A 22,827-nucleotide genomic window follows, 5' to 3' on the forward strand; every position below is an offset into this window, starting at 1 on the left:
ATTTGCTCACCCAGCCAACGTGATCGGCTCTGCGCCGCGTCCACGCCAGCCAGCTCCGCTCTGCATACCTTTGGCCCGCCCGGCAATGCCCAGGGCTGCGTCGCCTGCAGGCTGTCTTACTGCCCTTGTTTGTTGTCATGTCCCATCCCGCTGCTTCATTCCCCCTTCTTCCCATTGCGCTGGCCGCAGGCCTGTGCCTGTCATCGGCCGCATCGGCGCAAAGCAACACGGAGCCCGGCACCACGCTGGACACGATCACCGTGACGGCGGCTGCGACGGCCACGGCCGTCAAGGACGCACCCGCCAGCCTGACGGTGCTGACCGCCGAAGACATAGCGCGCGTGCCTGCCACTGATTTGAACGAGGTACTGCGCCGCGTGCCGGGCCTCACGCAAGCCACCACGCCCGATGGCGGCACCAGCATCCAGATTCGCGGCCTGCCCCAGCAGTACACCCTGATCCTGGTCGATGGTGTGCGCGTAGGCAGCTCCAGCGAGACCTTTGATCGCTACACCCGCAATGAGCTCAACTGGATTGCGCCCGAGGCGATCGAGCGCATCGAAGTGGTGCGCGGCCCCATGTCCTCGCTCTACGGCTCGGACGCAATGGGCGGCGTGATCAACATCATCACCAAAAAAGGCGGCGATACATGGAGCGGCCAGGTCTCGGCCGGTGCCGAGATCAATCCCGAATCCATCCGTGGCAATGACTACAGCGGTGGCTTCAACATCAGCGGCCCACTGGGCAAGGGCTTCAAGCTGCAGCTCAATGGCCAGCAAACCTACCGCCAGGCCGACAGTGGCCTGGAAGACGGCACCACCGCCTTCCGCTGGGGTGGCGGGCGGGAAGGCGCCAAGCGCCAGTCGCTGGGCGCGCGCCTCGATTGGGACATCAACGACAGCCACAAGCTGAGCCTGGATGTGCAGCGCGCCGAGTGGAAGACCCTGGGTGGCCCCTCGCCCTCTACCAGCAACCCGGGCGGCTTTGCGGCGGCTGCCACCACCCGTGGGCCATCGAACATGGAGCGCGAAAGCACCAGCCTGACCCACCAGGGCAAATACAGCTTTGGTACGTCCAAGCTCTCGCTCAGCCACAGCAAATACAGCAACGAGACGACCGCCCCGCGCATTGAAAACGGCCAGTTTGTGCCCGTGCCCGGCGGCACCGCCACCCAGACCTACAGCACGCATTCGGTCTCGGAAGACCTGATCCTCGACGGCTCGGTGACCATGCCCTTCAAATGGGGCTTTGACCAGATGCTGACCGTGGGCGCGCAGTGGCAGCGCCAGGAGCTGGACAACCCGAACTCGGTGGGCTCGGTCGCCAATGAAGCGGGCGTGGTCGGCCTCAGCTACAAGCAGGCCAAGTCGCAGGCCTTGTTTGTCGAAGACCAGATCTTTTTGCGCGACAACCTGACCCTGACCCTGGGACTGCGCGGTGACCGCCATGACGATTACGGCTCGCACATCAGCCCGCGTGCCTACCTGGTCTACCACCCCAGCGCTGCCTGGACCTTGCGTGGCGGCTACTCCGAAGGCTTCCGCGCGCCCAACCTGCGCCAGTCGAACGAGAACTTTGTGAGCCAGTCGCAAGGCGCGGGCTGCGGCTTTGCCGGCTACGCCGGCGGCGGTTGCAGCATCCGGGGCAACTCCGACCTCAAGCCCGAGACCTCGCAGAACTGGGAGCTGGGCGCCGCCTGGGAGCATGAAGGCTGGCAAGCGGGCCTGACCTTCTTCAACACCGATTTCAAGGACAAGATCGATTCGCAAGGCATTGGCTACTTGCCGGGCGGAACCAACTACTGGGCCCAGTATGTGAACATCGACGCGGCCATCACGCGCGGGCTGGAAGCCAATCTGCGCGTGCCTTTGAGCCGCAGCATCAGCTGGAACAACAGCCTGACCCATATGCTCAAGGCCGAGAACAAGACCACCGGCGTGGCGCTGACCACCGTCTCCAAATGGAGCGGCTCCTCGGTGCTGGACTGGCAGGTCAACACTGCCCTGGGCCTGAGCCTGGGCGCCGAGCTGGTGGGCAAGCAAATGGGCCTGGCCCAGCGCCTGGCCGACAATTCCAACTTTGGCGAGCAGCGCATCCAGAACAGCTATGTGCTGTACGACCTGGCTGCCAACTACCGCATCAACCAGGCGCTGCGCATCAACGCCGGCGTGAAGAACCTGTTTGACCGCAATGCCAGCGGCAACCGCGATGTGGGCAACAATTTCTACCTGCCCGGCCGCCGTTTCTTTGCGACACTGACGGCCAGCTTCTAAGCTGATTTAACGCCCTAAAGGCAAAGGCGCTGAGAGTCCTGTCTCAGCGCCTTTTTCTACGCCTGCTCTGTCAGAGCTGGGCCGCTGCAAAGCCATGGCGCTTGGCCAGCAACACCACCGCCAGGCTCAGCAGCATCAGCAGCAGCACCGCTGGCGAGAAGGCCGCCACACCCCACTGGGCCAGCAATACGCCACCGGCCATGCCGCCCCCGGCAATGGCCAGGTTCCAAGAGGTCACCAGCATCGACTGCGCCACATCGGCTGCCGGCCCTGCGTTCTTGGCCAAGGCCGTTTGCAGCAGCGGCGGCAGCCCACCAAAGCCCAGGCCCCAGACGGCCACGGCCAGGTAAACGGCAGCGGGTAGCTCCGTCGCCAGCGCCAGCAGCACAGCGCCCAACAGAAACAGCCCCGTGCTCGCCAAACTCAGCGCGCGCAGATGGCGGTCAATCAGCAGGCCGGTGATCCAGATACTGAGCACCGACATCAGCCCAAACACCAGCAGCACCCGGTCGATCTGCGCGCCCAGATCGGCAGGCGCCAGCAGGGGCGCGATATAGGTGTAGAGCAGGTTGTGCGCCAGCACATAGGCCAGCACCACCAGCAGCACCGGCCGCACACCAGGCAGGCGGAAGACCTGGCCCAAACCAAAAGCCTGGCCAGCGGGCTGGCCGGCAAAATCGGGAAGGCGCAGTTGCACCCAGGCCATCAGCAGCAGCGCCAGCACGCTCATGCTGGCAAAGCACAGGCGCCAGCCCAGGTGCTGGCCCATCCAGGTGCCCAGCGGCAGGCCCAGCGACAGCGCCAGCGGCGCGCCCAGCATCGCAATCGCGATGGCGCGCCCGCTTTGGTGCGGCGGCACCATGCGCGTGGCATAGCCGGCCAGCAAGGCCCAAAGCAGGCCTGCCGCCACGCCCGCCACAAAGCGCGCCAGCAAGGTGAGCGCATAGCTGCCCGACACCGTCGTGATGCTGTTGGCCAGCACAAAACCGGCCAAGGCCGCCAGTAGCAAGGGCTTGCGGCGCATGCGCTGGGTGGCCGCCGTCAGCGGTATCGCCGCCACCAAGGAGCCGATCGCATACAGGCTGACCAGTTGCCCCGCCATCGCCTGCGACACCCCCAGCCCGGCACTGATCTGCGGCAGCAAACCGGCAGGCAAGGCCTCCGTCAGGATGGTGACAAAGCCCGCCAGCGCCAGTGCCAGCAGTGATGCGAGCGGCAGGCCGCCGCTCCGGGGTGGGCAGCTGGGTTCAAGATGGGGGGATGGGTGGGAAGAAAGCGAAGAAGAATCTGCCATGGCACTAAGCGAAGGTCCTGTACAAACCCGAGCAGGCCTATAGGCCGCTGGCGGGTGAAAAACAACAGCCGCCATGGTGCAGCGATTGCCGCAGCAAGACAATCAGGCCGAGATGCAGAACATATCGGACAGAAATGTCCGCAATCTAGCATCCGTCAGCAGCTACCACGGCCATGCAGGCTGCTGATCTACGCCGGTCTCCCTACCGCCGCTGGCTATACTGCCCGCTGCACCTCATCCGCCCTCACCCCAACCGCAGCTTGAAAGGCAAACCATGGGCCTCCGTGAACAGCTCCAGCACGACGGCTATCTGCTGCTGCGCCAGGCCATTCCGGCCGACTGGCTGCCGGGTTTGCGCGAGGTTTTTGATGCGGGTATCACCAGCCACTGGCCCGTGCCCCGGGGCTGGGATTGGCGCCATGCACTGGTCGATGACAACCCCCAGATACTCGCCGTGTGCCAGCTGCCGCAGCTATTGGCCGCAGCGGGCGTGCTGATTGGCGAGCGCTTTTTTCTGTCGCAAGTGGAAGGGCGCGAGCCCATTGGAGGCGGCGGCTACCAGCGCCTGCACCGCGATCTGTCCAACCAGCGCCCGGGCGATACCGTGGGCGCGCTGGCGTTTTTGGATGACTTTGGGCCGGACAATGGCGCTACCCGCTTGATTCCGGCCAGCCACCGCCCCAACGCCGAAGAAGCGGCGCGCGGCGAGCATGACGAATCGCAGGCGATTCAGATCTCTGGCCAGGCCGGCGATATTCTGGTGTTCGATGTCGACTTGCTGCATGCCGCCAGCCTCAACCCCAGCGGCGCGCACCGCCGCAGCCTGTTGATCAACTATGCCGCCGAGGGGCTGTACGACGCGTACCAGCAAACGGCTGCGCTGCGCCAGGTACGCATGGATACCAGCGCACGCTATGCGCCCGGCGATTTTGTGCTGGCATCTGTCTGATGCCAGCTTGATACCCGCTTGGTACCCGCTTGGTACCCGGCTGAACCCAAGCAGCGCCAGCCGCGTTAAACCGGCGCGTCTCCTGTGCTGATCGGCTCGCCTTCTGCGTCTTTCGCATCTTTGGCAATGTGCGGCGCATGCCAGCCCATCTTTTGCGAGATCGCCGCACTGGCGGTTTTCAGCAGTGTGCGGTAGTAGTGCGGCGTATCGGCGCCGCAGCGCATGACCGGAAAGGACACCGACAGCGCGGCAATCACATGGCCAAAGCGGTCAAACACGGGCACCGCAATGCAGCGTAGGCCGGGTTCGGCCTCCTCGTCGTCTTCGGCCACCTCCTGCGCACGCACACGGGGCAGGATGTCCATCACGGCATCGACGGAGCTCAAGGTGCGGGGCGTGAACAGCTTGAGCGGCTGCGACGACAGCAACTCCCGCGCCTGCTCGGCCGGCATAAAGGCCAGCAACACCTTGCCAATGGCGGTGCTGTGCAAGGGCTTGCGCCGGCCAATGCGCGATTGCATGCGCAGCCCAAAATCCGATTCGATCTTGTGGATGTAGATGATCGCGTCCTCATCGAGCGCGCCCAGGTGGATGGTCTCGCGGGTCAGCGCACCCAGGCGCCGCATGTCCTCATCGGCCTCGCGCACCAGGTCGGTGTTCTCCAGCGCCTTGCCGCCCAGCTCAAACAGCCGCAAGGTGGCACGGTACAGCTCGGACTCGCCATCCTGCGCCACATAGCCCAGCGCCTTCAAGGTTTGCAGCAGCCGGTGCACAGAGGACTTGGACAGCGCCAGCTGCTGGGCCAGCGCGGTCACGCTGACATCGCGCTGGTTGCCCAGGCATTCCAGAATGGCAAAGGCTTTCTCCACCGCGGCGACGGTGTCGGTCTTGTCCATGGCTGCGGGGCTCTCGCTCATCGGTCCGTCCTTCTGTGTTGGGCTGTGGTGGATGGCCTCGATTATCGGGCCAGCCAGCCGCCATCGACGGCCAGGGTATGGCCATGCACATAGTCGGCCGCGCTGGAGGCCAAAAATACCGCCGCGCCACCCAGGTCCGCAGGCTGCCCCCAGCGGCCCGCGGGGATGCGCTGCAGGATCTCACCGGCGCGGCCTGCATCCTGGCGCAACGCCTCGGTGTTGTTGGTCTCGATATAGCCGGGCGCGATCGCATTCACATTGATGCCCTTGCCGGCCCATTCATTGGCCATCAGCCGGGTCAAACCCAGCACGCCGCTCTTGGCTGCGGTGTATGACGGCACACGCACCCCTCCCTGGAACGACAGCAGCGATGCGATATGGATGATCTTGCCGCCACGCCACTGCGCACCTTGCTGCGCGGCACAGTCCAGCATATGGCGCGCCACAGCCTGCGATAGAAAGAACAGGCTTTTGAGGTTGGTGTTCATCACCGCATCCCAGTCCTCTTCGCTGAAGTCCAAGGCATCCGCTCGGCGAATGATGCCGGCATTGTTCACCAGGATATCGACCTGCCCGCAGGCCGCCAGCACCTGGGCCAGCACATCGCCTATGGCCGCCGTGTCAGACAGATCTGCCTGTATCGGCACAAATCTGCGCCCCAGCGCCTGCACCTGCGCTGCCGTCTGGCGGGCATCGCTGCGGTTGAGTCCGACGATATCGGCCCCCGCCTGCGCCAGCGCCACCGCAATGCCCGCGCCAATGCCGGTATTGCAGCCGGTCACCAGCGCTACCCGCCCCTGCAGATCAAAAGGGTGGCGGGGGCTGGCGGGGGCTGCGACAGGCGCTGGGGCAAGGGATGAATCGGACATGGCTGGTGAATGCAAGGGGTACAAAAGCGGCCAGCCGAAACGCGGGCTGACCGGGAGATATGGCAACCATTGGAACACATTCTTAATTTTTCAGAACACTGTTCCGTAAATTTTTATGAATGGCAAAAGACAAAGGGTTTACCAGCTATTTTTTGAATTTGAATTTATGGAACACTGTCCCGGTTGATCCGTTAGTCATCGGACAACACCTCTACAAGCGATAACAAATTCACCACCAAAGTGTGAGGAGCGAGACATGGAAATCCAGAAAACCATTGAGCGTGTGCCCGGCGGGCTCATGCTGATCCCCCTGCTGCTGGGCGCCTGCGTGCACACCTTTGCAGCAGATGCCGGCAAGTACTTTGGCTCGTTCACCAACGGGCTGATGACCGGCACCGTGCCGATCCTCGCGGTCTGGTTCTTTTGCATGGGGGCAACGATCAATCTCAAGGCCACCGGCGTGGTGCTTAAAAAATCCGGCACCCTGGTGCTGACCAAGATCCTGGTCGCCTGGGTGGTGGCGATGGTAGCCACGCGCTTCTTGCCGGCCGGCGGCATTCAGACAGGGCTGTTCACCGGCCTGTCGGTGCTCGCGCTGGTCACCGCGATGGACATGACCAATGGGGGGCTGTATGCCGCGCTGATGCAGCAATACGGCACGCAAGAGGAGGCAGGCGCTTTTGTGCTCACCTCCATCGAGTCGGGCCCGCTGGTCAGCATGCTGATCCTGGGCGCCACCGGCGTGGCGGTGTTTGAGCCGCGCTTGTTTGCCGGCGCGGTGCTGCCGTTTCTGATCGGCTTTGCGCTGGGCAACCTGGATGCGAACCTGCGCGAGTTCTTTGGCCGCTGCGTGCATCCGCTGATTCCGTTCTTCGGCTTTGCGCTGGGCTGCTCGATTGACCTGGGCGTCATCGCCAAGAGCGGCTTTACCGGCGTCTTTGTCGGCGTGGCCGTCATCATCGTCACCGGCATCCCGCTGATCCTGGCGGATAAGTACATCGGCGGCGGCAATGGCACTGCGGGGCTGGCCGCCTCGTCCACCGCTGGTGCAGCTGTTGCCAACCCGCAAATCATCGGCACCATGGTGCCCGAGCTCAAGTCCATGGCCGATTCGGCCACCGCCATTACCGCCACCGCCTGCCTGCTGACCGCCATCCTGGTTCCGATCCTCACCGCCATGTGGGCGCGCAAGTATGGCCGCCGCCCGCAGGCATCGGTGGCAGCGCCCACCCCGCCAACCAGCGCCGCTGGCAGCCCGCCTAAGCTGGCCCAGGACGGGCACTTCTAAGCGCACTCAGCTTTACCCCCTCGCCTGGCGCGCTGGTCCATAGCGCGCCCTGGCATCTTTCACAGGACTGACTCCATGACCCATTCTTCCGTCTCCACCGGCCGCCTGGCAGGCAAGGTGGCCCTGGTGACCGCAGCGGCGCAAGGCATTGGCCGCGCCAGCGCCGAGCGCCTGGCAGCCGACGGCGCCCGTGTGATTGCCACCGACTTGCATATCGGCCCGCTGGCAGGCTCGGGCCTCGATGCGCGCCAGCTCGATGTGCGCGACAGCGCCCAGATCCAGACACTGGCCGAAGTGCTCGGCCCCATCGACATCCTCTTTAACTGCGCGGGCTTTGTGCATGCCGGCAGCGTGCTCGAATGCAGCGAAGAGGACTGGGACTTTGCCTTTGACCTCAATGTCAAAGCCATGTACCGCAGCATCCGCGCCTTTTTGCCGGGCATGCTGCAGCGCGGCCGGGGCAGCATCATCAATATGTCCTCGGCCGCCTCCAGCATCAAGGGCGTGCCCAACCGCTTTGCCTACAGTGCGTCGAAGGCAGCCGTCATCGGCATGACCAAGTCCATCGCTGCCGATTACTGCACCCGGGGCGTGCGCTGCAATGTCATCTGCCCGGGCACCGTCGATTCGCCATCGCTTGGCCAGCGCATCGCCACCCAGGCAGCGCACGATAGCCTCTCGGTGGACGCCGTGCGCGCCGCCTTTGTGGCCCGCCAGCCGATGGGCCGCGTCGGCAAGCCTGAGGAGATTGCCGCGCTGGTGGCCTATCTGGCCTCGGACGAGGCGGCCTTTACCACCGGCCAGGCCCATGTGATTGATGGCGGCTGGTCCAACTAAAGCCCGCTAGCCCCCACTTTTACCGCTGCGCGACAGCATCCCTAGCTGCAGGCACCTAGACTGGCGCCTGCATGCAATTTGATCCATTGGAGATGACATGAAATTACTGCGTTACGGCCCGGTGGGCCAGGAAAAGCCCGGCCTTCTCGACAGCAGCAATACCCTGCGCGACCTCTCCGGCGTGCTCGGCGATATCGAAGGCGCGCACCTGGGCGATGCCGCGCTGGCCCGCCTGCGCGCGATCGACCCCAGCACCCTGCCAGCGGTGCCCGGCCAGCCCCGCATCGGCCCTTGCGTGGCGCGGGTGGGCAAGTTCATCTGCATCGGCCTCAATTACGCCGACCACGCCGCCGAATCGGGCGCCGCCATCCCCACCGAGCCGGTGATCTTCAACAAATGGACCAGCGCCATCTGCGGCCCCAACGATGCGGTTGAAATTCCCCGTGGATCTACCAAGACCGACTGGGAAGTCGAGCTGGGCGTGGTCATCGGCAGGGCCGCCAAGTACATCACCGAAGCGCAGGCGCTGGAGCATGTGGCCGGCTACTGCGTGGTCAATGATGTGTCCGAGCGCGAATGGCAGATAGAACGCGGCGGTACCTGGGACAAGGGCAAGGGCTTTGACACCTTTGGCCCCATTGGCCCCTGGCTGGTGACGCGCGATGAAGTGCCGGACCCACAAAACCTGTCGATGTGGCTGGATGTGGATGGCAAGCGTTTTCAGAACGGCAACACCAAGACGATGATCTTCACGGTCGCGCAGATCGTCGCCTATGTCAGCCAGTGCATGAGCCTGCAGCCGGGCGACATCATCTCGACCGGCACGCCTCCCGGCGTGGGCCTGGGCATCAAGCCCAATCCTGTCTACCTAAAGGCCGGCCAAACGATGCGCCTGGGTATTGAAGGCCTGGGTGAGCAGCAGCAAACCACCGTCAACGCCTGATGACACGTAGCACCCGGCGCCAGCGCGGCAACGGGTGCTTACAGGTGGAAAAATCGTAGCTGCCATCGCCATAGATTTCAACCATCAAAACAGCCGCAACAGCTGATGTACAAAGCAACCATTGCTCATCTTTTGATACAGGATTTTCCGCTAAGCTGCCAGCATCCACCACAACTCCAACCCCTGCCATGAACCGTTTGTTGACCCCTTTGCTCACTGCGCTGGCACTGTCCTGCCTGGCCGATGCCAGCTGGGCCCACGGTGGCGGCCACCGCCACCACCACCGCAAGGAACACAAGGAGCAGTTCTGGGACGGCAACTGCAAGGTGGAGCGCAAGTGGAAGCGCAATGGCGAATACAAGGAAAAGCGCCGCTGCCATGACCGCCCGGCCGCCTACTACGCCCCGCAGCCCGCCTACGCCGCCCCGGTGCTGGTGGCGCCCCGCACCCCCGATGCGATTGTCATCAGCCCGCAGATCGTCATCCGCCCCTGATCGGCGCGCGCTCGCACTCTTGCTCATCCATGTTTGCGGGCTGCCAGACACCTGTTTGACAGCCCACTGTATTGGCCGCTGCAGCTGCAAGCCCAGTTGGCCCACAATCGGGCCATGTCCTCCTCCCCCCTCCCCATGGCTCCGGCCGGCTCCATCACCTTGGTGCAAGGCATCGAAGTGGGCCACTTCACAGACACGCGCCGCCCCACCGGCTGCACGGCCATCCTGGCCAAAGCCGGGGCGGTGGGCGGTGTCGATGTGCGCGGTGCCGCACCCGGCACGCGCGAAACCGACTTGCTCCACCCCACCAACCTGGTCGAGCGCGTGCACGGCATCATGCTGGCGGGTGGTAGCGCCTGGGGCCTGGATGCGGCCAGCGGCGCCATGCGCTGGCTGGAAGAGCAAGGCGTAGGCCTCGATATCTCTGTGGGCCGCATTCCGCTGGTGCCTGCCGCCGTGCTGTTTGATGTGCTGGTGGGCGATATGCGCATCCGCCCTGATGCCCAGGCCGGCTATGCCGCCTGCCAGGCCGCCAGCAGCGCCATGCCCGCGCAAGGCAATGTGGGCGCGGGGGCCGGAGCGGCCGTAGGCAAGATCTTTGGCATCCAACGGGCGATGAAAGGCGGCATCGGCACGGCCTCCGTCACTGTCGATGGCGTCACCGTGGGCGCCATCATTGCCTGCAATGCACTGGGCGATGTGCTGCACCCGGACACCGCTCAGGTGGTGGCCGGCGCGCGCACCCGCGATGGCCTGGGCCTCATCGACACGCGCCGCGCGCTGCTGCGCGGCGAGCCGCCCCAGCCCCTGCTGGCGGGCACCAACACCACTATTGGTGTGATCGCCACCGACGCGACCATCACCAAGGCCCAGGCCAGCCGCCTGGCGACTGTGGGCCACGACGGCCTGGCGCGCGCCATCAACCCGGTGCACACCATGTCCGACGGCGACACCTTGTTCTGCCTGGGTACTGGCGCCGCCGGGCGCAGCCTGGGCATGATGGTGCTGGCCACGATGGCCGCCGAAGCGGTGGCCCAGGCCACCCTGCAGGCGGTGCTGCATGCCAATCGTTTACAAATCGAAGCCGGAGAAAACCACAAGGCCTTGCACCTGCCCAGCGCGGCTGATTTACAGTAGGCGCCATTCCAACAGCGCTGCGCCGGCAGCCCGCCACACACCATGGGTGACCGCTCCACGTCCATGCGCCAAAAAGCCTACGGGCTGCGCCAAACCCTGATCACCCTGGTGCTCAATATCCGCGATGCGCTGGTCTCCGGCGGCCCGCTGGTGATCCTTGCCGTGGCCTTGATCATCGGGGCCTACTGGTGGCTCAAGCCCAACCCGCCCTCGCAGGTCAAGCTGGCCACCGGCCCGGCCCAAAGCGCCTACGCCAGCTTTGGCGAGCAGTACCGCACCCCCCTGGCCAGGAACAAGATCCGCGTGGAACTGGTCGGCAGCGAAGGCTCCTTCGACAACCTGCAGCTACTGCGCGAGGGCAAGGTCGATCTGGCCTTTGTGCAAGGCGGCACTGCCGAGCTGACCGAGGACGACCTGGACAGCCTCACCTCGCTGGGCGCGCTGTTTGTCGAGCCCGTCTGGCTGTTCTACCGCAGCGATGCTGCGCAGCACCTGACCAAGCGCGCCCACCTCAGCAATCTGACGCAACTGGCGGGGTGGCGTGTCAATGTCGGCACCGCCGGTAGCGGCGTGCCCAATCTGTTCAACCAATTGCTGGAGGCCAACCGCCTGAATCTGGCCCAGCTGCGCGTGTCACACCTGGCCGAGACGCCCGCAACCGTCGAGTTTCTGGCCGGCAAGATCGATGCGCTGGTGCTGGTGTCGGCGCCTGAATCGCCGATGGTGCAAATGCTGCTGAAAACACCCGGCGTGCAGCTGATGGATTTTCCGCAGAACGAGGCCTACGGCCGCAAGTTCAGGTTCCTGAGCCCTGTCACCTTGCCGCGCGGCATTGTCGACCTCGCCGCCAATGTGCCGCCGCAAAACGTGCACCTGCTGGCCTCCACCACCTCGCTGCTGGCCCGCGATGACACCCACCCTGCCATCAAGCAACTCTTCGCCCAAGCCTCGCAGGGTATCCACAGCCAGGCGGGCTGGTTCAACCGGGCGCGTGACTTTCCCAACACCCGCAGCAGCGAACTGGCCGTCGCCCCCGAAGGCGTGCGCGCCATCAACGAACCCGCCCCCTTGCTGCAGCGCTACCTGCCCTTCTGGCTCGCCAACCTGGTCGAGCGCATGTGGCTGGTGCTGGGTGTCCTGCTGGCCTTTATGCTGCCGCTATCGCGGGTCGTACCGCCCCTCTACCAATTCCGTGTGCGCTCACGCGTCTTCAAATGGTACGGCCAGCTTCGCGCCATCGAGCATGAGATGGAGCAACCCGAGCCCGACCGGGCCAGCATCCAGGCTGAGCTGCTGGCGCTGAGCCGCAAGGTGGAGAAGATCACCGTGCCGCTGTCGTATGCGGATGAGTTGTATGCGCTGCGTAGCCATATTCATTGGGTGCTGCAGAAGTTGGAGCAGCAGGGAGCAGGGACTGACGCCGGGATTCAGGCTGAATGATGCGGTGCGGCAACTAGATGAAGCCGGGAACTTGGTGATGCTGATATCCCTGGTAATGCTGCTTGGCTCCTTGGCCGCACTTGCGTTTGCATGGCTTCTATGGCGCGTGGGCCGCGCAGTGACACAGGATGTTCAGCGCTTTCTAGCCACGGCGCGCCCAGCTACCGGCACGGTCATCGGTCTGCAATGGCGTTCACACAGTCGCATTGCCAGACCCAAGTTCCGGATGAACTGTTATCCTGAAATCGCTTTCACCCTTCCCAATGGTCAATCGATTCAATGCACCACGCGCCTGGGCAGCAGGCAGCGCCCTGCCAAGATTGGCGCAACGGTTGACATTCTCTACAACCCCCTGGATCCGCAGGAAATGGAACTCGCCTCGCGAGCACCCTTCAGGCTATCGGTTTGGGTATTCCGAATTCTCTCTTTGTCTTTTGGACTTGCCGGCCTTTGGGTGTGGGTACTGTGGTTTTTACTATTTGTAATCGGTCAGCCTGCAGCCTGACAGATAAGCGCGCACCGACGCTTCAATATCCGCTCGAATTCACCGGCCTCCTTCGCTCTTGCTAGGAGCTGCTACTCCAGGCTCAGAGCCTGCCCCTTGAGTAGCCCCCAAAACAACGCCCTCTCCCGCCTCGGTTCACCACCTAGGGAGAACCCGCGCTGTTCTTGACTTACAGCAAGCTCTGTTCACACTCTAGGCAACACAATCGGCTCAAGCTCTTGGCAAAGCGGGCCCGAAACACCGTGCGGCAGCCAGGACTGAAGGCTCTTTGGACTGCAGCAATTTCTGCTTAATCTAGTTTTTTAGGGCCTTGAGTGCTCTGAATTTAGTAGCAATCTGCGCATTTGCGCTGACAGACAAGGGCCACACCTTCGTCGAAGGTAGTTCGTATCAGGTATTCGATAAATTGAATTAATGAGTATCTTGGATATACAATAGTTTCAAGAATTTCTGAAAACTAAAAACTTACCCCATGCCATCCACCTGCGCCACCTCCTCCGCCAGCAGCCCTGCTGTGGCAACGCGCCCCTCTGCGAAGGGCGCGTGGTGGCAGGTGCTGGCAGCCTTGCTGTGGTTGCCGCAGGCGGCAGTGATTGCCTGGGGGATTGAGGCGATTCACCAGCAAGCGGCCTGGTCGACATTGGCCAAGGCTTGCGTCCTGTTCCTGGCGCTGGGTTTGCTGCGGGCCCTGGTCGATGGCTATGGCCTGCGCCGGGCTTTTGCCGCAGCGCGCGCCCATACGCAGCAGCTGCGGCTGCAGGCGCTGCAGGCATTGGCGCTGCACTCGCCCCTGCACCCACATCGCCCATCGGCCGGGCTGGCGGCCAGTGTGCTCAACGAGCAGGCCGACCACATCACGCCCTACTGGGCCCGCTACACCACGGCGCGCACCAAGGTCATGGTGGTGCCGCTGGTCATCCTGGTTTGTGTGTTCTGCCTATCCTGGGTGGCGGGCCTGGTGCTGCTGGTGGCTGCGCCCTTGATTCCGATCTTTATGGCGCTGGTGGGCTGGCGGGCCGAGGCGGCCAGCAAAAAACATTTGCAGGATGTCGGCAACCTGAACCAGTTTTTGCTCGATCGCCTGCAGGGCCTGGCCAGTATTCGCGGGCTGGGTGCCGTCGGGCAGGTGGCGCAACAGCTGGCTAATGCCGCAGAGCAGCTGCGCGCCAACACCATGGCCGTGCTCAAGATTGCCTTTCTGTCCTCTGCGGTGCTGGAGCTGTTCTCCGCGCTGGGCGTGGCACTGGTCGCTGTGTATGTCGGTTTTCATCTGCTGGGCCAGATCCCGTTTGGCAGCTGGGGCGGCACCTTAGGGCTGGCACAAGCCATGTTTGTGCTGCTGCTGGCCCCGGCATTTTTTGAGCCACTGCGCGAACTCTCGGCCGTGTGGCATGACAAGGCCGCCGGTGTGGCGGCCGAGCAGGCACTGCAAGCGCTGCAGCAGCCTGGCCCGCAGCTGGTGGGTGGTAGCGATAGCGACCAAGCCCGCGTTGCCAGCGCCAACACGGCAGCAGCTGCCGCGCTGACGATCAACGATCTCAGCTTTCAATACAGTGCCGACAGCCCGCTGGTGGTCAAGTCCTTCAGCGCCGAGATTGCGGCTGGCGAGCGCGTCGCGCTGTGGGGCGAAAGCGGCAGCGGCAAATCCACCGTGATGGCGCTGATCGCGGGCCTGGCAGCCCCCAGCGCAGGCAGCATACACATCGATGGACGGCCCATGGATGCAGCCCACGCCGCCGGCCTGCGCAGCGGCATGGCCTGGGTCGCGCAAAAGCCCCATGTGCTGGCCGCCAGCCTGGTGGACAACATTCGCCTGGGCCGCGATATCGACGAGGCCGCACTGCAGCGAGCGGTACAGAGCGCGGCCCTGGGCCCCGTGCTGGCCTTGCGCGGCAATGCCGTGGTGGGCGATGGGGGCCTGGGCCTGTCGGGTGGCGAGGCCTTGCGCCTGACCCTGGCACGCGCAGCCGCCACGCCCGGCTGCCGCCTGGTGCTGGCCGATGAGCCCACGGCCCACCTCGATGCCGAGACCGCCCAGTTTGTACGCCAGGGCCTGCTGGCCTTGGCAGCGCGCGGCGCGACCTTGGTGGTGGCCACCCATGATCCGCTGCTGGCCGCCTGCATGGACCGGGTGCTGTCGCTCGATGGCAGCCAAGCACCCATTGCCGCTGGCCTGCCCGCCGCCATGAGGAGCATCGCATGAAGGCCTGGAACGCGCTGCGCCCCATCGTCCAGCTGTTTGCGCAATCGCCCTACCGCCGGCGCATGCTGCTGGGCAGTGTGCTCGCTGCAATCACCGTGTGCGCCGGCATGGCGCTGCTGGGCCTGTCGGGCTGGTTCCTCACCGCTGCCTATGTGGCGGGTCTGTCTACCGCCACGGCCGTGGTGTTTGATGTGTTTGCGCCCGGCGCGGGTGTGCGCTTTTTCTCGATGCTGCGCACCGGCGCGCGCTACAGCGAGCGGGTCGTCACGCATGACGCCACCTTGCGCGTACTGGCCGCCCTGCGGGTGCAGCTGTTCTCGCGCTTGGCTGCCGCCGATACCGCATTGGCGCTGCGCCAGCGCCCTGCCCGCCTGCTGCACCGCCTCACCGCCGATATCGATGCGCTGGATGCCGTCTACCTGCGCCTGCTCACCCCCGCCGTCTCGCTGCTGGTCAGCGCCTGCGTCACCGCGTTGGCGCTGACGGTCTTTTTGAACTGGCAAAGCGGTCTGCTGGTGGGCGCCATGGTGCTGGCCGGTGGCCTGGCCTGCGTGGCCTGGTGTGTGCGCCAGGGCTTTATGACCGCGCTGCGCCGCAGTTTTGCCGGCGAGCATCTGCGGGCCCAGGTGATTGATGCGGTGGGCGCGCAGACCGAGCTGGTGATGGCCGGCAGCCTGCAGCGCCAGATGGCCCGCATTGCTGCGGCAGAGCGCCAGCAGTGGGCTGCCGATATCCGCCTCAACCGGCTGGAATCGCAGGTGGCCGTTGCGATGGCGATGCTGGGCCACTGCGCCACCGCTGCTGCGCTGCTTTGCGCGGCCTGGCTGGCGCAGAAGGGCGAGATTGGCGCGCCCATTGCCGCGCTGGCCACCTTGCTGCTGCTCGCGGCGCTGGAGCCCCTCGTCCACATCCGCCGTGGCGCGATGGAAGCGGGCCGCACCTTGCTCGCTGCGCGCCGCATTGCCCCGCTGCTCGATACCCCGGCCCCTGCCGCCGCCACAGAAGACCGCGCACCGACAGCCGGTCTGGCCGTCGACATGCAGGCCGTGGGCCTGCAACACCCCGGCAGCGCCCGCGCCTTGCTGCAGCAGATCGATCTGCAAGTGGCCGATGGCGAATGGCTGGTGCTGGCAGGGCCCAGCGGCGCGGGCAAATCCAGTTTGATGGCGCTGATCGCCGGCGACCTGGCGCCCAGTGCCGGCCAGGTGCTGCGCAAGCCATGCGCCAGCCTGCCCCAGCGCACGGAGCTGTTCCAGGCCAGCGTGGCCGCCAACCTGCGCCTGGGCCGGCCTGACGCCAGCGATGCCCAGCTGTGGGCCGCACTGCAAACGGCAGGCCTGGCTGATGTCATCGACGCTCTGCCGGGGCAACTGAACACGCCCCTGGGCAGCCAGGGCACGGGCCTGTCGGGGGGTGAATCACGCCGCCTGGCGCTGGCCCGCCTGCTGCTGCACCCAGCAGCCTTGAGCTTGCTGGACGAACCCACCGAAGGCCTGGACCGCCAGACCGCCGCCCAGGTGATGCACGCGATTGCGCAATGGCATGCAAAGCGGGCCGCCAGCGGCCAGGGCGCCATCGTGATGGCCAGCCATTTGCAGCGCGAGGCGCGCCACGCCGACCGCATTGTCTGGATCGCCCCCTTGCAAGAAGGCATGGCGCAAGCGCGCAAGGGCACGGCGGAGTTTGAAGCACTGCTGCAGCGATTGCGGCCTGGCTAGCCCCCGCAGCCTGCGCAAGCCACGGATTTGTCAGTTTGGAACCCACGTAGTTTTTCTACCAGATCGAGCACTTACAACACGGAAGGACCAGTTCATGGATCTCGACATCGTCGGGCTATCAAGATTGCAGTTTGCACTCACAGCCCTGTACCACTTTCTCTTCGTACCTCTGACCCTGGGGCTGTCCATGCTGATCGCCATCATGGAGACGGTCTATGTGATGACGCGGCGCGTCATCTGGCGCCAGATGACCAAGTTCTGGGGTGTGCTCTTTGGCATCAACTTCGCCATCGGCGTGGCCACCGGCTTGGTGATGGAGTTCCAGTTCGGCATGAACTGGAGCTACTACAGCCACTATGTGGGCGATATCTTTGGCGCCCCGCTGGCCATCGAAGGGCTGATGGCCTTCTTCCTGGAGGCGACCTTTGTCGGTCTGTTCTTCTTCGGCTGGGACAAGCTCTCGCCGGTCAAGCACTTGATCGTCACCTGGCTCACGGCCCTGGGCACCAACCTGTCGGCGCTGTGGATTCTGATCGCCAACGGCTGGATGCAGAACCCCGTGGGTGCCGTATTCAACCCGCAGACCATGCGCATGGAGGTCAATGACTTCGCCGCCGTGCTCACCAACCCGGTGGCGCAGGCCAAGTTTGTGCACACCGTCTCTGCCGGTTATGTCTGCGCGGCCATCTTTGTGCTGGGCGTGTCGGCCTGGTACCTGCTCAAGGGCCGCCATGTGGCCTTGGCCAAGCGTTCGATGACCGTGGCTGCCGCCTTTGGCCTGGCCGGTTCGCTGTCGGTGGTGGTGCTGGGTGACGAGTCCGGCTACCTGTCGGGCGAACACCAGAAGATGAAGCTCGCCGCGATCGAAGCCATGTGGGAGACCGAGCCTGCGCCGGCCGCCTTCACCGCCATCGGCTTCCCCGACCAGGAAGCGCGCGAGACCCATTACGCGATCCATATCCCATGGGCGATGGGCCTGATCGGCACGCGCTCGCTCGATACCGAGCTGCAGGGCATCAACGACCTGGTCAAGCACGCCGAGGTGCTGATCCGCGACGGTATCAAGGCCTATGACGCGCTGGAAAAAATCCGCGATGCCGGCTCAACGACCACGATCTCGCCCGAGCTCAAGGAGCAGTTCGAGGCCAATGGCAAGTCGCTAGGCTATGCCTTGCTGCTCAAGCGCTATGTCGATGACCCGCGCCAGGCGACCGATGCGCAGATCGCCAAGGCGGCTTGGGATACGGTTCCCCAGGTGGCTCCGCTGTTCTGGACCTTCCGCATCATGGTCGCGCTGGGCATGTTCTTCATCGTGCTGACGGCTGTCTTCTTCTACCTCGCCTCGCGCCACCAGCTGGAAAACCGCCGCTGGCTGCTGTGGGTAGCCGTCTGGTCCATCCCGCTGCCCTGGGTTGCGATCGAGTGCGGCTGGTTCGTCGCCGAGTTTGGCCGCCAGCCCTGGATTATCGAAGGCGTGCTGCCCACCGCTGTGGCCGCGTCCAACCTGGGCGTCACCACCTTGCTGATCACGATCCTGGGCTTTGTGGCGCTGTACACGGTGCTGCTGATCATCGAGATGAAGCTGATGCTCAAGGCCATCCAAAAGGGCCCCGAGCTCGAGCCCGAGCAGCGCGACCCGCAGCCGCTGAGCTATGCCTCGATCGCCACGGCGCAACCCACCTATTCGGGAAAGTAACACCATGATCTTGCATACACTTTTGAACTACGACACCCTGCGTGTCATCTGGTGGGTCCTGCTGGGCGTGCTGCTGATCGGCTTTGCCGTGATGGATGGCTTTGACCTGGGCACCGGCATGCTGCTGCCCTTCCTGGGCAAGAACGACCTGGAGCGCCGCGTCATCATCAACGCCGTAGGCCCCACCTGGGAAGGCAACCAGGTCTGGCTGGTGCTGGGCGGTGGCGCCATCTTTGCCGCCTGGCCGCAGCTCTATGCGGTGTCCTTCTCGGGCTTTTACCTGGCCATGTTCGTGATCCTGATCGGTCTGATCCTGCGCCCGGTCGCCTTCAAGTACCGCAGCAAGAACGAGTCCCCCGCCTGGCGCAGCCGCTGGGACTGGGCGCTGTTTGCCGGCAGCTTTATCCCAGCGCTGATCTGCGGCGTGGCCATGGGCAATGTGCTCCAAGGCGTGCCTTTCCGCCTGACGCCCGAGCTCTACATCCACTATGACGGCAGCTTCTTTGGCCTGCTCAACCCCTTCGCGATCCTCGCTGGCCTCATCTCCGTCACCATGCTGCTGATGCATGGCGCGGCCTGGCTGTGCATCAAGACCGAAGGCGCCATTGCCGCCCGTGCCCGCACCGTGGGCAGCATCTCGGCGGTTGTGACTGCCGTGCTGTTCGTGCTCGCCGGCATCGTGCTGTGGAAGTTTGTTGACGGCTACAGCATCACCTCGGCGCTGAACACCACCGGCCCGTCGAACCCGCTGTTCAAGACCGCCGCCCACGCGCCCGGCGCCTGGATGCAGAACTACCAGCAGCACCCCTGGACGATGGCTGCGCCGATCCTCGGCGTGCTCGGCTGCCTGATCGCAGCGGTGCTGATCCGTGCCCGCAAGGATGGCCTGGCGATGATCACCAGCGGCCTGGGCATTGCCGGCATCATCCTGACCGTGGGCGCTTCGATGTTCCCGATGATCCTGCCCTCGTCCGTCGATCCGCGCTTTAGCCTCACGGTCTGGGATTCGTCGTCCAGCCACATGACCTTGTTCATCATGCTGGTCTGCACCCTCATCTTCATGCCGCTGATCCTGGCCTACACCAGCTGGGTCTACTCGGTCCTCTGGGGCAAGGTCAATGCCAAGGACATCAACGACGGCAACGGCCACGCTTACTGAGCGCCGCTGCACACAGAAAGGATTCGACTATGTGGTATTTCTCCTGGATTCTCGGCCTGCCGCTGGCCGCCGCCTTTGCGGTGCTCAACGCCATGTGGTTTGAGATGACCGAAGACCAGAAGCTGCGCCAGCAGCTGCTGGACGACCCGGACTCGCAGCACTGAGCTGCGGCACAAGCCCCTGAGCCTGGCACAGCGCCAAGGCTCTCAACGCACAAAGGCCCAAACCTTGGTTTGGGCCTTTTGCTATGGGCTAAGAGCGATCAGCCCTGGTTTTGCAAATCTTCAGAGAACAGCCGCCAGTCCTTGCCCACCTTGCGCCAGTACTGGCGCAGCGACAAGGGCTGGGCCTGTTCGCGGCTCTTGAGTTTCAGGTTGGCTACGCGAATCTCGCCCTTGTCGTCTTTCCAGCCATAGGTGGAGATGTCCTGCAGCTCCACACTGCGGCCCTTGAACAGCGCGGCCATGCGTGTCTGCCAGGCCTGGCCTTCGGGCGAGGCCGTCCATTGCGGCGTGGCCAGCTGCAAGGCCCCCTGGGGGTCGTCCTGCATCCAGGCCTGGTGCCACTGCTGCAGCACGGCCGTGAAAGCGTCGGTGTTCTGGCGGTGCGAGGCATCGCTTGGCGCCACCCACTGCAGCTTCTCGCGGATCAGCACCGGCGTCAGCTTGTCCACCGTGCGCATCAGCGCAATCAGATCGGGGTTGGCCAGCACCACGCAGCCATCGCTGGCCTGGGGCAGGCGGGCGAACTGGTCCGGCGGCGCGCCATGCAGCCAGATGCCACTGCCCGAGCGGCCCATGGCCTTGTCCCAGTCATTGGGGTAGTTCAGGGTCAGAGCACCCTTGCCATAGAACTCTGGCAGGCGCTGGCCGGCAATCTGGCGGCCAATAAAGTAGATGCCCTCGGGGGTGCGCTGGTCGCCCTCTTCGAGCTTGCCCACCCCCAGCTTGCCGACGGAGACATAGAAGCTGTCGACCAGCTGCAGCTGGCCTTGGTCATGGCGCAGCAGGTAGAGGCGCGACTGGCTGGCATCAATGGCGATAACCTGGCGCACCGATGGTGACAGCGACAGAAACTCCGCAGGCACCTGGCCGGCGGCCGGCAGCGATTGGGCACCCTGCATGCGGCGGCGGATCTCGTCCTGCAGGCCCTGGAGCTGCTCGAGGCTCTGCGCGCCCTGGGCGTTGGCCGCGGGCGTGGGCGGCGCAGCTGCGTCGGCCTGCGGCAGGGGTATATGTTTAACGGGCAGCACCATGGCGCGCTGGGCCACCGCAGCGGGCGTCAATGCGCCGGGCTGGCCCGAGCGAAAACGCAGCAGATCGGCATACACCAGCTGCGCGGCCTGAAAATGCGGCACATCGGCCGTCAGACTGGCGGCGGCCTTGAGGGCCTGGTCCAGCTGCTGGTTTTGCACCAGCGCAATGATCTGCACCAGGCGCTCTTCGGCATCGGGCTGGCGGGGCTTGGCGGCAGCGGCCGTCTTTGCCTGGGCAGCAGCGCGCGGCGTGGCCGGGGAGCCAGCGGCCAGCGCTGCACCTGCGGCTGCCACCACGGCTGCACCAACGCCCGAGCGCCAAAACTGCTTGCAAAAAGGCATAGCCTGTGATTCCTTCAACTGACTTCTGTGCGGACCAGCGCCGATCATAGCCTGTGCAGCGCGGAGCGATCAGCCGCCCGTGGTCTCGCGCAGGATGCGCCAATGGCCTTTTTCCAGGCGCATCACCAAGGTCTTGCGGGTGGTGGTCTTGAGCGCGCCGGCCGCATAGTACTGGCGGAACTTGGCCGTTGCCTGCTCGCCCTCGACGCTGACCTGCAGATTGCGCACATTCACCACAATCGCCTGCTTGCCGACAATGCGTTGGCGCCGCTCTTCCTTCCAGGCGCTGAGGCTGCCGCCACCGGCTGGGCTGAAATGGTCGCTGTAGGCGGCCAGGTAGCCGGGCATGTCCTTTTTCTCCCAGGCCGTGGCCCAGGTGTTGACGGCGCGCTCCACATCCAGCTTGGCGGTGTCGCGCGCCGGCTTGGGCTTGGTCTCGGCCACAGGTGCTGCTGGTTTGGCGGCTGGGGCGGCTGCCACAGCATTGGCTGCCACAGCATTGGCTGCCACAGCCTTGGCTGCCACAGCCTTGGCATGCTCAGCAGGTACAGGCGCCGGAGCGGCTGCTGGCGTAGGCGCAGGTGCCGGAGCCGCCTTGGGGGCCGGGGCCGGCGTGGGTGCAGGTGCTGGCGTTGGAGCGGGCGCCGCGGCCGCCTTGGCGGGAGCCGGCGCCGGCGTGGATGCCGCTTGGGCTACAACAGCCGGTGCAGGGCTAGGCGCAGGCGGTTTGGGCGCGGCAACCGGGGCTGGTGCTGGTGCGGGCGCTGGCACCGGCGCAGGCACAGGTGCTGGCGGCGGTGGCGCCACCGGTTTGGGCGGCACATCGGCACGGGCCTGCACCAGCGCGTTCTTGCCGTTGGCGAGCGAGGCCGGAACAATCTGCGTGATCAGCGCCAGTTGGGGGCCCTGTTGCTTGGGCGCGCCTTCCAGCTGCAAGGCCTTGGCATAGGCATCGCTGGCCATGCGGGCGTAGAGGTCGCCCAGGTTCTCATGCGCCGTCGTGTAACTGGGGTTGGTGCGCATTGATTGCTCCAGCGCCTGCGCGGCCTTGCGGTCCTGGCCATCGGCGGCATACAGCACGGCCAGGTTGTTGTAGGGCTCGGGCATGCCGGGGTAATCGCGGGTCAGCTCCTGGAAGATCTTGATCGCCTGCGCGTGCTGCTTTTGCTCGGTCGCGATCACGCCGCGCAAAAAGCGCATTTCCACATCGCCGGGCTGCTTGCGCAGATAGGCATCGGCCTCTTTGGCCGCCTGCGCTGCCTTGCCCTGCTGCAGCAACTGGCTCACCTCTGCCACGGCAGGCGATGCAGGCGACGTGGGCGCGGCTTGCGCCTGCAGCGCTGCGCCCCCCATCAGCACACCTACGCAGACCGCCGCCCAGCGCTGGCGAAAAAGGACGGGCACCAGGGATCGCAGGGTAGAGCGCGCTGGGAAAGCACTTTGCATGGGGGATTTTCTCGTTGCAGTGGACCAAAGCCGCAGAAAACAGCCAGAAATCTTGCGTATCT

General features: G+C 64.8%; 20 protein-coding genes. 14 read left to right on the plus strand and 6 right to left on the minus strand.

Going from position 1 to position 22,827, the window contains the following annotated elements; all coding sequences use genetic code 11:
• Nucleotides 1-137 precede the first annotated feature (137 nt).
• Entirely contained in the window at nt 138-2,273 is a 2,136-nt protein-coding gene (locus WH265_RS01740) for a TonB-dependent receptor domain-containing protein (RefSeq protein WP_339557128.1), read from the plus strand.
• 70 nt (nt 2,274-2,343) lie between these two features.
• On the opposite strand, the gene WH265_RS01745 is transcribed toward WH265_RS01740, so the two are convergent.
• On the minus strand, nt 2,344-3,567 hold the full coding sequence (locus tag WH265_RS01745; protein ID WP_339557129.1) for an MFS transporter: 1,224 nt from the start codon (nt 3,565-3,567) through the stop codon (nt 2,344-2,346).
• Between the two features lie 274 nt (nt 3,568-3,841).
• Between WH265_RS01745 and WH265_RS01750 the strand changes: the two genes are divergently transcribed.
• Nucleotides 3,842-4,516 (plus strand): phytanoyl-CoA dioxygenase family protein, encoded by a 675-nt coding sequence (locus tag WH265_RS01750; protein ID WP_339557130.1) that lies wholly within the window; start codon nt 3,842-3,844, stop codon nt 4,514-4,516.
• Between the two features lie 65 nt (nt 4,517-4,581).
• Here WH265_RS01750 and kdgR read toward each other — a convergent pair whose 3' ends face one another.
• Nucleotides 4,582-5,433, minus strand: a complete 852-nt coding sequence (gene kdgR / locus WH265_RS01755) for a DNA-binding transcriptional regulator KdgR (protein ID WP_339557131.1) — start codon at nt 5,431-5,433, stop codon at nt 4,582-4,584.
• A gap of 41 nt (nt 5,434-5,474) precedes the next feature.
• On the minus strand, nt 5,475-6,302 hold the full coding sequence (kduD, locus tag WH265_RS01760; RefSeq protein WP_339557132.1) for a 2-dehydro-3-deoxy-D-gluconate 5-dehydrogenase KduD: 828 nt from the start codon (nt 6,300-6,302) through the stop codon (nt 5,475-5,477).
• Between the two features lie 256 nt (nt 6,303-6,558).
• Here kduD and kdgT point away from each other — a divergent pair, with 256 nt between their 5' ends.
• The 3 genes from kdgT (at nt 6,559) to WH265_RS01775 (ending at nt 9,370) form a co-directional block, all read left to right on the plus strand.
• A complete protein-coding gene (gene kdgT, locus WH265_RS01765) occupies nt 6,559-7,590 on the plus strand; it encodes a 2-keto-3-deoxygluconate transporter (protein WP_116924035.1) in 1,032 nt (343 codons plus the stop codon).
• A 75-nt stretch (nt 7,591-7,665) separates the two neighbouring features.
• On the plus strand, nt 7,666-8,427 hold the full coding sequence (locus WH265_RS01770; protein ID WP_339557133.1) for an SDR family oxidoreductase: 762 nt from the start codon (nt 7,666-7,668) through the stop codon (nt 8,425-8,427).
• Nucleotides 8,428-8,524: 97 nt separating this feature from the next.
• Nucleotides 8,525-9,370 carry an ureidoglycolate lyase gene (locus WH265_RS01775; protein ID WP_339557134.1) on the plus strand — a complete coding sequence of 282 codons (846 nt, stop codon included), beginning with the start codon at nt 8,525-8,527 and terminating at the stop codon, nt 9,368-9,370.
• On the opposite strand, the gene WH265_RS01780 is transcribed toward WH265_RS01775, so the two are convergent.
• Nucleotides 9,360-9,560: a hypothetical protein gene (locus tag WH265_RS01780; protein ID WP_148293081.1), complete on the minus strand. Its 201-nt coding sequence runs from the start codon at nt 9,558-9,560 to the stop codon at nt 9,360-9,362. The two genes, WH265_RS01775 and WH265_RS01780, sit on opposite strands and share 11 nt — an antisense overlap.
• On the opposite strand from WH265_RS01780, the gene WH265_RS01785 reads away from it, so the two are divergent.
• From WH265_RS01785 to cydX, 9 genes are all read left to right on the plus strand, one after another.
• On the plus strand, nt 9,559-9,864 hold the full coding sequence (locus WH265_RS01785; RefSeq protein ID WP_133858436.1) for a hypothetical protein: 306 nt from the start codon (nt 9,559-9,561) through the stop codon (nt 9,862-9,864). The genes WH265_RS01780 and WH265_RS01785 overlap by 2 nt on opposite strands.
• A 114-nt stretch (nt 9,865-9,978) precedes the next feature.
• The gene (locus WH265_RS01790; protein WP_339557135.1) at nt 9,979-11,001 is read left to right on the plus strand and encodes a P1 family peptidase; all 1,023 of its coding nucleotides are present in this window, start codon (nt 9,979-9,981) and stop codon (nt 10,999-11,001) included.
• Nucleotides 11,002-11,043: 42 nt separating this feature from the next.
• A complete protein-coding gene (locus WH265_RS01795) occupies nt 11,044-12,441 on the plus strand; it encodes a TAXI family TRAP transporter solute-binding subunit (protein ID WP_339557136.1) in 1,398 nt (465 codons plus the stop codon).
• A 37-nt stretch (nt 12,442-12,478) separates the two neighbouring features.
• Nucleotides 12,479-12,946 (plus strand): DUF3592 domain-containing protein, encoded by a 468-nt coding sequence (locus WH265_RS01800; RefSeq protein ID WP_339557137.1) that lies wholly within the window; start codon nt 12,479-12,481, stop codon nt 12,944-12,946.
• Between the two features lie 472 nt (nt 12,947-13,418).
• The gene (cydD, locus tag WH265_RS01805; RefSeq protein WP_339557138.1) at nt 13,419-15,149 is read left to right on the plus strand and encodes a thiol reductant ABC exporter subunit CydD; all 1,731 of its coding nucleotides are present in this window, start codon (nt 13,419-13,421) and stop codon (nt 15,147-15,149) included.
• Nucleotides 15,146-16,867 (plus strand): amino acid ABC transporter ATP-binding/permease protein, encoded by a 1,722-nt coding sequence (locus tag WH265_RS01810; protein WP_339557139.1) that lies wholly within the window; start codon nt 15,146-15,148, stop codon nt 16,865-16,867. The genes cydD and WH265_RS01810 overlap by 4 nt, the downstream gene beginning before the upstream one ends.
• 94 nt (nt 16,868-16,961) lie before the next feature.
• Entirely contained in the window at nt 16,962-18,563 is a 1,602-nt protein-coding gene (locus tag WH265_RS01815) for a cytochrome ubiquinol oxidase subunit I (RefSeq protein WP_312989266.1), read from the plus strand.
• A gap of 4 nt (nt 18,564-18,567) precedes the next feature.
• Complete coding sequence (gene cydB, locus WH265_RS01820; RefSeq protein WP_021025678.1) at nt 18,568-19,722, plus strand: cytochrome d ubiquinol oxidase subunit II; 1,155 nt, start codon at nt 18,568-18,570, stop codon at nt 19,720-19,722.
• A gap of 29 nt (nt 19,723-19,751) precedes the next feature.
• Nucleotides 19,752-19,886: a cytochrome bd-I oxidase subunit CydX gene (gene cydX, locus WH265_RS01825; protein WP_021025677.1), complete on the plus strand. Its 135-nt coding sequence runs from the start codon at nt 19,752-19,754 to the stop codon at nt 19,884-19,886.
• Nucleotides 19,887-19,984: 98 nt separating this feature from the next.
• Here cydX and WH265_RS01830 read toward each other — a convergent pair whose 3' ends face one another.
• Both WH265_RS01830 and WH265_RS01835 read right to left on the minus strand, forming a co-directional pair.
• Nucleotides 19,985-21,319: a L,D-transpeptidase family protein gene (locus WH265_RS01830; protein WP_339557140.1), complete on the minus strand. Its 1,335-nt coding sequence runs from the start codon at nt 21,317-21,319 to the stop codon at nt 19,985-19,987.
• Nucleotides 21,320-21,388: 69 nt separating this feature from the next.
• Nucleotides 21,389-22,765: a L,D-transpeptidase Cds6 family protein gene (locus WH265_RS01835; RefSeq protein WP_339557141.1), complete on the minus strand. Its 1,377-nt coding sequence runs from the start codon at nt 22,763-22,765 to the stop codon at nt 21,389-21,391.
• Nucleotides 22,766-22,827: the final 62 nt, after the last annotated feature.

The sequence above is a fragment of the Comamonas sp. MYb396 genome, assembly GCF_037479555.1.
In the GTDB taxonomy this organism is placed as follows: Bacteria; Pseudomonadota; Gammaproteobacteria; order Burkholderiales; family Burkholderiaceae_C; genus Comamonas.